We start from the raw sequence: 13367 nt of genomic DNA on the forward strand, positions 1-13367 counted from the left end.
TGCAAAAGCATCATTGGCCCTAAAAAAGTTGCTTTTGACTTTAAAAAATCACTTCAAAAATCAATTTTTTGAAATATCACTACCAAAAACCTGCTTTAAGTCTAATTCATTTTTTGTAACATTAAATGCCATTTAAAAACTGATAAAAAAAAGCTGCCCTCTTTTAGGACAGCTTCTTTTATTTTTGATATTCAATTCTTTACTTCTTAAAATGTGAAATAATGATTTGCGCCATCTCCTCGCCGATGCGTTCCTGGGCTTCGACGGTAGATGCTCCAATGTGGGGTGTAAGCGATACAGCGGGATGCATCAGCACGCGCATGGCCGGTGTAGGTTCGTTTTTAAATACGTCAAGCCCGGCATAGGCGAGCTTACCGCTGTCTAAGGCTTCGAGCAGCGCTTCCTCATCCACTATCCCACCGCGTGCAGCATTTACGATGGCAGCTTTGTCTTTCATTTTGGCTATTTGCTCGCGTCCTATAATGGGTTTATCAGCCGCCGGCACGTGAAGGCTGACGAAGTCGCTCTGAGCCAACAAACTGTCCATATCCACGATAGGCACTTTGATTGTAACTGACTGTCCGTCGCAGAAGTCCAACTTTATATCAACTGACTCAGTGTAATATGGATCTGAGGCAATCACTTTCATACCTACCCCAAGTGCAAGGCGTGCAAGTGACTGCCCAATGCGGCCAATTCCGATAATGCCCAATGTCTTACCGCGCAATTCACGGCCGTCGGAGTACTTCTTTTTCAACTCGTTAAAGCGGGTTTCTCCTTCGAGGGGCATCAGGCGGTTGCTGTCGTGTAGAAAGCGCACCATGCCATACAGATGCGCCATCACCAGTTCAGCCACTGAGTCGCTCGATGAGGCCGGCGTATTCACCACGGCAATGCCTTTGCTACGGGCATATTCCACATCGATATTGTCCATGCCCACGCCACCGCGGCCGATGAGCTTTAAACCAGGGCAGGCATCGATCAGGTCTTTGCGCACCTTGGTGGCTGAGCGCACTAGCAAGATTTCGATCTTATTTTCATTGATAAATTTTGGCAATGCCTCTTGGGCCACTTTATTGGTGATTACTTCAAAGCCGGCTGCTTCGAGCATGCGTATGCCGGCGGGATTCAATCCATCGTTTGCTAATATCTTCATACTTATCCTTTTACGCGTTCAAATTCTTTCATTACATCTACGAGCACTTGTACACTCTCCAGCGGCAGTGCGTTGTACATGCTCGCGCGATAGCCGCCTACGCTGCGATGGCCTCTGATGCCTGAGATACCAGCCTCCTTCCACATCTTGTCAAATTCGGGCTCCAGCTTTGGGTCGTGCAGTAAGAAGCAGGCATTCATCCAGCTGCGGTCTTCCTTAGCCACTGTGCCGTAAAAGAGCGGATTACGGTCGATCTCGCCGTACATCAGTTCAGCTTTTTTGCGGTTGAGTTCTTCAATCCAGGCCAAGCCGCCGTTGTTGATCAACCACTCCAAGGTGAGCATGCTCACATACACGGCAAACACCGGCGGGGTGTTGTACATGCTGTCTTTGCTGATGTGGGTGCGATAGTCCATCATGGCCGGTATGGCACGACCGGTTTTACCGAGGATTTCATCTTTAACCACCACCAGGGTTGTACCCGCAGGCCCCATGTTCTTCTGCGCTCCGGCATAAATGAGCGAAAACTTTGAAAAATCAATCCGTCGGCTGAAAATGTCAGACGACATATCGCACACCATCGGCACCGGGGAGTCGGGAAATTCCTTCATTTGGGTACCGTAGATAGTGTTGTTTGAGGTGCAGTGGAAGTAATCGGCATCTTCAGGTATGGTGTAGTCTTTGGGAATAAAGGTGTAGTTCTGTGCTTTTGAGCTGGCGATTACATCCACCTGACCAAAGAGTTTTGCTTCTTTGATGGCATTCGATGCCCAGGTGCCGGTATCGGTGTAAGCTGCCTTGCCGCCCTCGCGCAGCAGATTCTGCGCCACCATTACAAATTGCAGACTGGCTCCGCCTTGCAAAAAGAGAACAGAATACCCATCGGGCAGCTGCATCAGCTCTTTTACCAGCTGGCGCGCACGCTCCATTACGGCTTCAAAATTTTTACTTCGGTGTGAAATTTCGATGAGAGAGAGGTTGAGATTGTCAAAATTCAAAATTGCCTCCGATGCTTTCTGCAGCACCTCCTGGGGTAAAATGCTCGGACCGGCAGAGAAGTTGTGTACCTTAGCCATGTTACGTGTGTTTGAATGGGCTGTAAAAGTACTTTAATCTGTCAAACCTGTATTTTGAAATCATTAATCTTTTTCTCTTCAGCTGAAAAGTTTTATAACGATAGTACTTTTAACAGCCAATCATAAAAAATTTTCTTTTACATAAAAATTGTTATCAAAAACAACATGAAAGTGTGAATTTCGGTAGTATTTACAGATATAAAATTCAATACACATTTGCATTATAGACAAATACATGAGTACATTCGTGTTGTTTATAGATCGAATAAACTTTCGGATAAAAGATTATTTAAGTAGTGAATGATTCTATAAAAAAATTAAATATTAAACATGTTTTCGTGCATTTTTTCGGCAAACTAATTTGAGATTTTTTATTCTTTATGTCAAAGTAATTCGTAAAATTGTTTTACTTTTTGTGAAGACTATAAAACATTTGAAATCAGAAAAGTTAAATCAGATTTTTTGATATAGGTTTATATACAAATCATCCACTACATATATAAGTTTGAAACCGGAATCGATCTGGTCTTTTAATTCATTCCAGTCAGGATCATTTAGCCTGTTTGCATCACCATAAATCATCACATAATCGATTTGTCATTTATTTTCAGAATCTGGATTATGTTTCCATTCTATACCAGTAATAAAATTCCATTGATGTAAAAATAAATTTGGCAGGTTTGCATAATTTAAAAGAACCGGAAACCAATTAACTGTTGACTCGTAATTTTCCAATAAAATTAATGGTTTTGTGCATCCAATATAATTAGAAAAATGAATTTCCATCCAGTGATCCGAAAAGTTGATTGGGAGTACAATACTATTTTCTTCAATATGCTCTGATATGGCGTATAATGTCCTGGCATGCTTATCAAGCATCCATAAATCTTTATTGTAATGCTTTAGTTGAAGTAATATATGGGTAAACATTGCTATAACTATCAACACGGGATGAATCCAAGTCAATTTGACGCGCGACACAATCCATAAAAGCAAAAAAATAAAAAGTATCAAGGCGTATCGGTCTGACATCATACCAGCACTTGCTCCATTGGGTGTGAAAATATACAAAATAAACGTAATAAACAATGGAATAAGAAATACATCAGATAATTGTATACAAAATGTTTTTTTTACAATATTTTTTTCCAAATCAAATAAGATCATTACTATCAAAATGTAAAATATGATTTTAGTAAAAGTTTTTTCAAAATTATAATCAAATACTATTAAAGGTCTTGCATCAAAAATCCATTGAAGCAGTACAGCAACGGGATATCTCTCATCCGATGGATAAAATTGAACTGTGCTGTAAAACAAAAAAAACATAATCAATGTAGGAAGCGATAACAGAAGTAAAAGATCTAACTCTCTAAGTAATAAATGGTATAATGCCTTCAAGGATTGTTTTTTTCGATACGCTTGCAGAGTAAAATAAAAAGTAATCAATCCGCATGTAAGTCCTAAAAACGCATACATTAATACGTTTGTAAAATACATAAGTGTCAATAAAAAAAATATAAGCCATGATCCTGATTTAGCACCAGATGAATATCGTCGTATTCACAGTCCTTTTGTGAAAAAAAAGATTATAAAAGATATAGAAAAATTGTAAAATCCTAAATGGAACAAAAATGAGTACATAAAAGGAAATATCATGATGCTTAATGCCACACTCTTTGTATTGATCTGCTTGATTAAAAATCGAAATGATAAGGCCATTCCAATAACATAAAGACTAATTAATATTTTTTCTGCTAACCAAGCCGGCATAATAAAGTGTAAAACTGCCAAAAATGCATGACTTGTCCAGTTTGGAATCCAAAATTTGTTAATCATATAAAATTCACTGAGACTTTCGTTTTCTCTGAGCAAGTGAGCAATAATGTTGGCATTATACAAATGGGCAGGACCATCCATAGATGGAAAGAATTTTATTGTAAAGAGTAGTACGATATTAAAAACTAATATCAAGTAAAAAAATCGTACTTTGTACAATATTGAACAAACCGAATTGAATCTTTTTTATGTATTTTATCTGAATCATCAGAGTGTGATTTTATATAAAATAATTTTATGATATTCAATTTAAGAAAAATGAAAAAAATACATATATAAAACTGACCTTTATCAAATAGAAAATATAATTAATGTCATATTATCTATATTAACAAAAAGATTTGTTTTACAATCATTGCGAGATTGAAACAATTACTCATTTACATACAGAAGAAATTGTATAAAATCACCTATGTTTCAACTAAAAAATTAAGGCTATATATTTGCAATAAATGTATTGATATGCATTACTTTTTCCTTTTCCACGACACATCATACAACAAACCAATATTCACAAAATTAGAGCGATTGTAGTCGCTTGAATATTCCTCCATAGGTTGATAGACAAAATGAGCACCTACATACCAATTTTTATGCACCGGAACATACAAACCTGCCCATAGGTTGAAATAAATTTTTGGGATGGGGTCACAGTAACGATAAAGAATACAAGTGCGATTGTCTTCGTTGATCAATCTATCGTTAAGGACAGGCGATACGGTAAATCCCTGCACAAAGTGCATACTTGAGAATTTCGCCCTGAGACCAAATCCTACCGGATTTACCAACAAAATATTTCTCAAAGCCGAATTATTGTAGTCAATGAATTGCCGCATGCCAAAACCTATGGTAGCGAAAGGAATGGCATTGCCTCGTTGAGTCAATTCAAGATTGTACGCCATGAACAGATTTGTGTTGTTCAGGCGGTCGTTGAGGCTGGTTTGGAGATTGGCCCCGGCTGCAAAGTGCAAAAATCCCTTAACTGTAGCCAGCCCTTGTCCATGCGCTAAGCACCCAAATAAGAAGAACACGGCTTGTAGTAATCTTTTAGAAATCATAGACCAGCGAAGTTTTGAGATGGATATTTATCAATAAATTTTTGTTGTACGTTTCAAATTCAGAACTAATCATACTTCCTGCAGCAAATAGCCCGAAATTGATTGAGAAACCTTCTGACTTTTGATATTTTGACAAAGCATATGTACTTAAAAATCCCAATGAAATCTCATGCATAGAATCTCTATATGTAAAAGTATTAACTTCAATATCTATAACATTATTTCGAATGGAAGAAAACTTATGAAATCTGTAAAATCCACCTGTATATAATCTGAATCGGTTGATTCGCTTATTAATTGGAGTAAAAAGTCCTACAGCGCCAGACCAGGCATAATAAGTCACATCTACATTAATGCGTTGTATTTCATTAGAAATCACCTGATTAAAATAACCGGTATTATTAGCAACAAACCTATGGATGTTAGCCACCCATTTTACTTTAGATGAGATATGACGTTGGTACTCTATTCCATATCTAAATAGAAATTGGATTAATTCAAAATCATTGTTGTAGAGGTCGGTGTTACCAAGGCTGGGGGCTGTGTATAGACCAAGGTCACTGGTTATTCCAAAATGATTTTTAGCTTTTTGAGAATAAATACAATTAATATAAATCATAAAAATAATAAAAAAAATTTTGAATGTAATATTTTTCATCGAACAGTAAGTTTAAAAACATTTGAACCTGTTTTACTAAAAATTTTTAAAAGGTAAAAACCAACTGGAAGTTCATTATAAACAGTAATAAAATAAGTATTTAAATTAATTTTCTCTATCATAATTGGAATACATTTATTAGTTTATGACCATAATTCAATTTTTTCGACTTCCTCATAATCATTTAATTCTATATAGAGACTAGAATTAAAAGGATTCGGATAAATATACAAATTTTTCTCTGACAATACGGATGTTATATCATTATTATTTGGCAAATTAATTGAAAATTCACTTTGGTCTGAAAACTGATAAAATGATTCACATTCTGTGATTGAGAATTCCATAAAATTACCGTAGTAAATTTCTATATTTTCCATTTCAATATGATGATTAGATTTAACAATTTTTCCATATTTGTCATTACATATCTTAGTGGGATAACTAAACTTTAGCTCAACATTGCTACCATACAATAAAGAAGTGTTTTCACTTAAAAACTCTTCCCCGTTAATTGGTTTATCACATTCTACAAATTTAAAAATTTTTACGTAATCTACTTGTAATGTTGGTGCAGAATTTTTATTGAAAGGAAAATTTTGAATATCATATGGCGTGTTACTGTTTAATATAAAATCATAACCATCTTGAGAATGTCCTGGAAATGAATTAATGACATAAAAGTTAGACATCAAAGGTTGACAGGCAGGTAAACTTTGTCCATTTATTAACATTAATCTTGGGTAGTAGGCAATTTCATTATTATTAAAATACCAATAAATTCCATTTTTTAGCCAAATTGTAGAAATTTCATTAAATGTAAGAGATAAATCGCTATTAACATTTTTTTCCCATGATGAGCTACATTTTGTTCCCTGACAATTATTAAGATGTTTACTGTGAACTGATAAGGTCACAATTTTATTCTGTTTTAAGTTTTTACCAAAATAATTTTGTTTGGGAATTACTTCAAAAATATCAACTTCATTATCACATGAAGAAAAATACCATGCAGCTGGAAAAGTTGCGTTCTCCATTGATGGAATTTTAAATCTAATTTTAATGTATGTTAAGGGATTAAATTTTAATGAAGAGTGTATAGCTTCACTTGTATATTCAAAAAATCTAGTTGTTAAACAATCATCATAATTACCATTTTGATCAAACCCTCCAATACAATAATTTCCAGGGGACCATATAGTCTTTATATTAAGATATCCATTTTCAACTTTTATATTATAATCTTGATGAATAGATGAAGCAAGATGATTCATTACTCTTCCCCATGGATAGCCCTTTTTCCATATTTGAGGCGATAATTCTTTTTGAAAATTTTCATCCAGAAATAAAACTAAGCCACTTTGCGGACATTGTGGTGCACCGGTACCCATAATACCTTGCACTATTTTACAATTTTGTGAATTTCCATATATAAAATTTAAAATAAAATGAAGAAGAAATAAATATTTATATGGAAAAATAAATTGTTTCATTTATTTAATATTTTTAATTTTTTATTAAGCTCGATAACTCTTAATGTTAACTCTTCAATCTGCCGCAGCAGTAAGGCGTTCATTTAAGCCAGGTCAATGCCTTTTTCTCGTACTTCAGCCTCTGATGGGATGCCCGGCAGGTGTTTGTGAGTCTTTACGTAATTTTCCAGTTCTTCGATTGGCATCAGCCGGTAATCAGGCTCAAATACATCATCGGCCCAGCCATTTTGAGCAGCTATATCCACGCGGATGCGTTCCGTCCGAATGCTGCCCTGTACGTAGAGCCGATAGTCTTCGAAGAAAGCACCGTTCAACGAGGGGCCCAGATAAAGATAGCCATTGTTGGTAAGTCGGAATACTTCGCCCATATAAGTCTTTACACTGAGTGCAAAATCCTCATTTCTCCAGGAATCATTTTTAAATGCGCAGGCCGTAGGTTTTGCCTGATGTATTGGCAGGTACGTTCCACGTTTTGATGTGCAGAGTAGTCTGTGGGTCCGTGGTGTTGAGTCCAAGAGGACCTCCGTTTCCAAAAAAGAGAGCACCCGGCTGATTGTCCTGAGGCTTATGCCAGTTCAGTCCGTGGTGAGACAGACTGATGAAATTTGTGGCAGATAATCCGATTCGCAGACTGTCATTTATATGCTGCATACGATAGCTGCTACCCGTTACGGCACCGCTTCCATCAATTTTAAAAACATCCTGAGGAAATTGATGGATTGATCCTAATAGATGAAACTTTCTTACCCGAAAGACATCTTGAGCTACTATTGGCTCACCAAGCGGGCCCTCACCGGAATTAGTCCAGATATCGAGGCCCTTAAATGATTGAGGATTGGAGGTATTACCACGGGCATCTATGGTGAACTTCCAGTCACTTTGAGGAGTAACTCCAATGGCTAAATTTGAGTTTGGCGACTGGATGATGGAGGTAGTTGGTGAATAGAAGGCTCCGGCTGGATGTTGAGCATTCAAGGAAAAGCAACAAACTGATGAAAGAAGACCAACTAAGAAATTTTTAATCTCCTCCCCCCCCGTAGGAAGCAATTTTTTCGAGAAATAACTCATGTTTTTTCATGTTGAATAAATTTAATATTACAAAAATAATTATAATAATTTATTATCAAAATTAAAATTTAAACTTTACCATAATTTAATTTTTGACATTTTATTTATTCTATACCGTTGATAATTAGAGTGTAGAGATTTTTTGCATAAGCATTAACATCAGATTGATACATCAAATTTTTCTATAAAAGAAATCTGCAAAAAATGGGAATGGGAATTCAAGTCGCATTTTCGTCTGATCAGAAGCTTCTAATGAGCATGTATTTACATTTTTTTCTCAAGTGCAAGATTTCATGGTGGGGGAATACACTAAATGTAAAGTACTTTAAACCTTATATGTCAAATTAGATACAATTATGTCCTAAAGTGTTTGCCAACATGTGTCCATTATTACACTGTAAAAATTCCCCTACACTGTAAAAATTCCCCTCACCGGCTCTCTATATTTGCCCACCGGAAACGACTGAAGCCCCTATGAAACCATACGAGGATCCAAATCTCTTTGAAAATACCCAAAAAGCCTTCGAATACCGCACCGATGCAGAGCTGAGGCGGGCCCGCTGGCTCTTTAAGCTCATTGAAAATCCTAAAACCGTGGCATGGGGGAAAAAGATGCTCGCCATAGCCGACAAGGTAAAATTGCCCTATCAATGGGCTGTAAAAGCTACAGTGTTTCGGCAGTTTTGCGGTGGTGAAACCATGCAGGAGTGCATCGCTACTATTGATCGACTTTATAAATATGGTGTAAAATCGATTCTCGACTATTCCGTAGAAGGCAAGGAGTCGGAAGACGACTTCGAACACACCTGTCTGAAAATCATTGAGATTATCCGCTTTTCCAAAGACAAACCCGCTATACCCTTTGCCGTATTTAAGATGACCGGCATGGGACGCTTCGACCTGCTGGAGCGCGTCAGCTCAGGCCACCCTCTCACTGCCTCAGAGCAGCGCGAGTGGGATCGCGTTAAAGCCCGCGTACACTCCATCTGCAGCGAAGCTGCAGCCTGCGATGTACCTGTGATGATCGATGCCGAAGAGAGCTGGATTCAGCCCGCCATTGACGCTCTGGCTGAGGAAATGATGTGGGAATTTAACATCCATAAACCCCTGGTGTACACTACCCTGCAGATGTATCGGCACGACCGCTTTGCCTACCTGAAAGACTTACTCCTTCGCGCCAGAGAGCGGCAGCGCTACATAGGAGTGAAAATTGTGCGCGGTGCCTATATGGAAAAGGAACGCGAACGCGCCCGACAGCTCGGCTATCCCGACCCCATTCAGCCCGACAAGGCCGCCTCTGACCGCGACTACGACTACGCTCTGCGCCTGGTGGTGGACAATCTCAACACATTTGGCCTGGTAGCCGGAACGCACAACGAAGAGTCGTGCCGCACCCTGATGCGTGCCATGGATGACTACCGCGTGCCCAATGACGACCCGCGCATCTACTTCTCTCAACTCTACGGCATGAGCGACCACCTGAGCTTTAACCTCTCTGCCCTCGGCTACAACGTAGTGAAGTACGTACCCTTCGGACCCGTGCGCGACGTACTGCCTTATCTCATTCGCCGTGCCGAAGAAAACACCTCTGTCGCCGGCCAGACTGGTCGCGAACTCTCCCTCATCCAAAAAGAACTCAAACGCCGGAATGCATGATCAACGGTAAAAAAATCGTAGTCGTACTGCCTGCCTACAATGCAGCCAAAACCCTCGAAATGACCTATCGTGAGATACCCTTTGACCTGGTGGACGAAGTCGTACTCGTGGATGACTGCTCACACGACGAAACCATACGTGTAGGCCGCGAATTGGGCATACGACACATCATACGCCACGATGTGAATCTTGGCTACGGAGGCAACCAAAAAACCTGCTACCGCAAGGCCCTCGAGCTCGGCGCTGATATCGTAGTGATGCTCCACCCCGACTATCAATACACCCCCAAGCTCATCCCCTCGATGTGCTACCTCATCGCACATGACCTCTACGACTGTGTACTCGGCTCGCGCATCCTCAGCAAAGGCGCTCTGGCTGGTGGCATGCCCTGGTACAAGTATGTGGCCAATCGCATCCTTACTTTCATCCAAAACGTACTTGTTAACCACAAACTCTCAGAATACCACACCGGCTACCGCGCCTTCAGCCGCCAGGTTCTCACCTCCGTCAACCTCGATTACAATTCAAACAATTTCGTGTTCGACAATCAGATGCTCTCCCAGATTATCTACAAGGGCTTTCGAATCGGTGAAGTGAGCTGTCCAACTAAGTATTTCGACGACGCCTCCTCTATCAATCTGAAAAACAGTGCCATTTACGGACTCGGCGTTTTAGCTGTATCCTTCAAGCACTTCTTCTGTAAACTGGGAATTATCCAATCCCGGATGTACGAATAATCTTTTTGTTTTATGAATTATCGGAATAAGGAAGTTACAGCTGAGTTATTCCGTGCCATTTATTCGCTGCTATCCTTTACACGCTGATATTAAACGATTTAATTGATTTTTTAAAATATCGTTACATTTTTTTTCCAGTGACCTTCATCACAATTTAAACTTTTGATTCAAGAGAATTTTAAAGAAAAATTTAGGGATTATGGACACGGAAATTCTTGCGAGGATTCAATTTGCTTTCACAGTTGCATTCCACTACATCTATCCACCTTTGAGCATTGGTCTCGGTCTATTACTGGTCATTTTCGAAGGTCTTTACTTGAAAACCGGCGATAAACACTACGAAATTCTTACCCGCTTTTGGCTGAAGATATTCGCCATCACCTTTGCCATTGGCGTAGCTACAGGCATCATCATGGAGTTTGAATTTGGCACCAATTGGTCGGTGTATTCGCGGTATGTGGGCGATATTTTCGGCAGTGCTCTGGCTGCTGAGGGGTTGTTTGCCTTTGCGCTAGAAAGTACTTTTCTAGGAATATTACTCTTCGGATGGCACAGGGTTTCGCCTCGCGTACATTTTATATCGACCATCGGTGTATTTCTAGGGTCGATGTTTTCTGCCATTTGGATTGTAGTGGCCAACAGCTGGCAGCAGACTCCAGCCGGTTACCACATTGTGGGCGAAGGTCTGGAAGCAAGAACGGAGATCACCGATTTTTGGGCGATGGTGTTCAATCCGTCGAGTGTCGATCGAATCATTCACGTATGGCAAGGAGCCTTTCTCGCAGGAGCTTTTATGGTACTTAGTGTACATGCCTATTATCTGCTTCAAGGTCGATATGTGAAAATATCTAAAAAAGCTTTTCGCATTTCACTTGTCGTAGCTACCCTATTTTCATTCACTCAACTATTGTCAGGCCACAGTTCAGCTGAAGGGGTTACAGTAAATCAACCAGCTAAATTAGCTGCCATGGAAGGGCATTTTGAGGCTGAGGCTCCAGCCGATTTGTATCTTTTTGGCTGGGTGGACAAAGAGAAGCAAAAGACTTATGGCCTGGCAATACCTGGCGGCTTGTCGTTTCTGATTCATCAAGATTTTAAAAAGCCGGTTAATGGTCTTAATGCCTTCCCTGAAGATCAGCGCCCACCTCAGGTAAATGCAGTTTTCCAATTTTATCACATTATGATTGGCATCGGAATGCTGCTGATCGCTCTTACGGCTTTTGGCTCGTGGATGCTTTGGAAAGGTAGAATTTTCGAGATGCGTTGGCTCTTGTGGATATTTACAATTGCAGTGATTCTGCCTCAAATTGCCAATCAGGCAGGCTGGTTTGCTGCTGAAATGGGGCGCCAGCCTTGGGTAGTGTACGGACTACTGCGCACCTCCGAGGCCTTCTCAAAGGAAGTGGAGGCAAATCAAATCTTGTTTTCGATTATTCTATTCTTCGTAGTGTATGCCATTTTGTTTGCGCTCTTTTTGTATTTTCTGAACAAAAAGATTCAGAAAGGACCTGAAAAAGAGGCTGAAAATGTATTTAAGCTGGTTTAAAACACAAGTTTTATGGAGACTTTTTTGGGCATTGATTATCCTACATGGTGGTTTCTGGTAATCGGTTTACTCTTTTCAGGATATGCAATTCTCGAAGGCTTTGATTATGGAGCCGGTGCATGGCATTTGGTTTTCAAAGACGACTTAGAACGACGTATAGCCATCAATGCCATTGGCCCGCTTTGGGATGCCAATCAGGTATGGCTCATCATAGGTGCAGGGGCGCTCTTTGCGGGTTTTCCGGTGATGTACTCTATACTGCTGTCGGCCATGTACACGCCTTTTATGTTACTGCTATTCATGCTGGTATTGCGGACGGCTTGTATCAAATTCCGAAGTGCAGAGCCAGCCCGATGGTGGCGGCAGATGTGGGACGTACTGTATGCGGTATCAAATATTTCCATTTCCTTTTTGCTCGGTGTAGTGCTTGGCAACGTGTTGCAAGGTCTGCCCATCGGCGAAGACTTCTCCTTTGAAAACCGCGGATTTTTTCAGTTTTTAAATCCTTACTCCATCCTTACCGGTATCACTACGCTGGCACTTTTTATGAAACAAGGTGCTCTGTTTCTGCTCCTGAAATCAGAAGGAAATATGTATGAAAAAACTTCTAAACTCGTATGGAGCAGCATTATTTTCTTCGTGGTCAGTTTTTCGATCACCTCGCTCTATACGCTGATTTTTATTGAAGGTATTGTGGAAAAATTTCGCGAAAATCCGGTGTTTTTTGTACTTCCGATTTTATCGTTGCTTTCGATCGCTAATATTCCCCGATTAGTGCACAAAAAGAAATACTTTTATGCTTTTGTGTTTTCATCGCTTACAATGGCATTTCTGCTGATGCTGGTTGCCTTCTCGCTGTATCCGGTACTACTGATATCTACCAAAGACAGCCTGTACAACATAACCATTTATAACGCGGCTTCATCCATCAAATCGCTGAAAATTATGCTTACTTTCGTAGTAATTGGCACACCGCTCATTGCCTTGTATTTTGGCTTTTTGTACAGTACCTTTAGAGGTAAAGTAAAGCTGGACGATACGAGTTATTGATTTTTTTGAAATTAACATAACAAAATAGCC

At 39.7% G+C, this 13367-nt stretch carries 13 protein-coding genes; 4 read left to right on the top strand and 9 right to left on the bottom strand.

What is annotated here, in order from left to right; all coding sequences use genetic code 11:
- Positions 1-199 precede the first annotated feature (199 nt).
- The 9 genes from EIP89_RS05120 to EIP89_RS05160 form a co-directional block, all read right to left on the bottom strand.
- Positions 200-1156, bottom strand: a complete 957-nt coding sequence (locus EIP89_RS05120) for a D-2-hydroxyacid dehydrogenase (protein WP_124397591.1) — start codon at positions 1154-1156, stop codon at positions 200-202.
- A 2-nt stretch (positions 1157-1158) separates the two neighbouring features.
- Positions 1159-2232 carry a 3-phosphoserine/phosphohydroxythreonine transaminase gene (gene serC / locus EIP89_RS05125; RefSeq protein WP_124397592.1) on the bottom strand — a complete coding sequence of 358 codons (1074 nt, stop codon included), beginning with the start codon at positions 2230-2232 and terminating at the stop codon, positions 1159-1161.
- Positions 2233-2829: 597 nt separating this feature from the next.
- Entirely contained in the window at positions 2830-3711 is an 882-nt protein-coding gene (locus tag EIP89_RS05130; RefSeq protein ID WP_124397593.1) for a hypothetical protein, read from the bottom strand.
- Between the two features lie 84 nt (positions 3712-3795).
- Positions 3796-4152, bottom strand: coding sequence for a hypothetical protein (locus EIP89_RS05135; protein ID WP_124397594.1), 357 nt, complete (start codon positions 4150-4152; stop codon positions 3796-3798).
- A gap of 386 nt (positions 4153-4538) precedes the next feature.
- Positions 4539-5129, bottom strand: coding sequence for a hypothetical protein (locus tag EIP89_RS05140; protein WP_124397595.1), 591 nt, complete (start codon positions 5127-5129; stop codon positions 4539-4541).
- The gene (locus EIP89_RS05145; protein WP_124397596.1) at positions 5119-5787 is read right to left on the bottom strand and encodes a hypothetical protein; all 669 of its coding nucleotides are present in this window, start codon (positions 5785-5787) and stop codon (positions 5119-5121) included. The genes EIP89_RS05140 and EIP89_RS05145 overlap by 11 nt, the downstream gene beginning before the upstream one ends.
- 143 nt (positions 5788-5930) lie before the next feature.
- Positions 5931-7280: a LamG domain-containing protein gene (locus tag EIP89_RS05150; RefSeq protein ID WP_124397597.1), complete on the bottom strand. Its 1350-nt coding sequence runs from the start codon at positions 7278-7280 to the stop codon at positions 5931-5933.
- 83 nt (positions 7281-7363) lie between these two features.
- Positions 7364-7648, bottom strand: a complete 285-nt coding sequence (locus tag EIP89_RS05155) for a hypothetical protein (RefSeq protein ID WP_124397598.1) — start codon at positions 7646-7648, stop codon at positions 7364-7366.
- A 49-nt stretch (positions 7649-7697) separates the two neighbouring features.
- Positions 7698-8348 carry a hypothetical protein gene (locus tag EIP89_RS05160; RefSeq protein WP_124397599.1) on the bottom strand — a complete coding sequence of 217 codons (651 nt, stop codon included), beginning with the start codon at positions 8346-8348 and terminating at the stop codon, positions 7698-7700.
- Between the two features lie 474 nt (positions 8349-8822).
- Here EIP89_RS05160 and EIP89_RS05165 point away from each other — a divergent pair, with 474 nt between their 5' ends.
- The 4 genes from EIP89_RS05165 (at position 8823) to cydB (ending at position 13337) form a co-directional block, all read left to right on the top strand.
- Positions 8823-10004, top strand: coding sequence for a proline dehydrogenase family protein (locus tag EIP89_RS05165; protein WP_124397600.1), 1182 nt, complete (start codon positions 8823-8825; stop codon positions 10002-10004).
- Positions 10001-10741 carry a glycosyltransferase family 2 protein gene (locus tag EIP89_RS05170; protein ID WP_124397601.1) on the top strand — a complete coding sequence of 247 codons (741 nt, stop codon included), beginning with the start codon at positions 10001-10003 and terminating at the stop codon, positions 10739-10741. Before EIP89_RS05165 ends, EIP89_RS05170 begins: the two co-directional genes overlap by 4 nt.
- 199 nt (positions 10742-10940) lie before the next feature.
- Positions 10941-12287 (top strand): cytochrome ubiquinol oxidase subunit I, encoded by a 1347-nt coding sequence (locus tag EIP89_RS05175; protein WP_124397602.1) that lies wholly within the window; start codon positions 10941-10943, stop codon positions 12285-12287.
- A 12-nt stretch (positions 12288-12299) separates the two neighbouring features.
- Positions 12300-13337: a cytochrome d ubiquinol oxidase subunit II gene (cydB, locus tag EIP89_RS05180; protein WP_124397603.1), complete on the top strand. Its 1038-nt coding sequence runs from the start codon at positions 12300-12302 to the stop codon at positions 13335-13337.
- Positions 13338-13367 lie beyond the last annotated feature (30 nt).

The organism is Thermaurantimonas aggregans, from assembly GCF_003851885.1.
Lineage (GTDB): Bacteria > Bacteroidota > Bacteroidia > Flavobacteriales > Schleiferiaceae > Thermaurantimonas > Thermaurantimonas aggregans.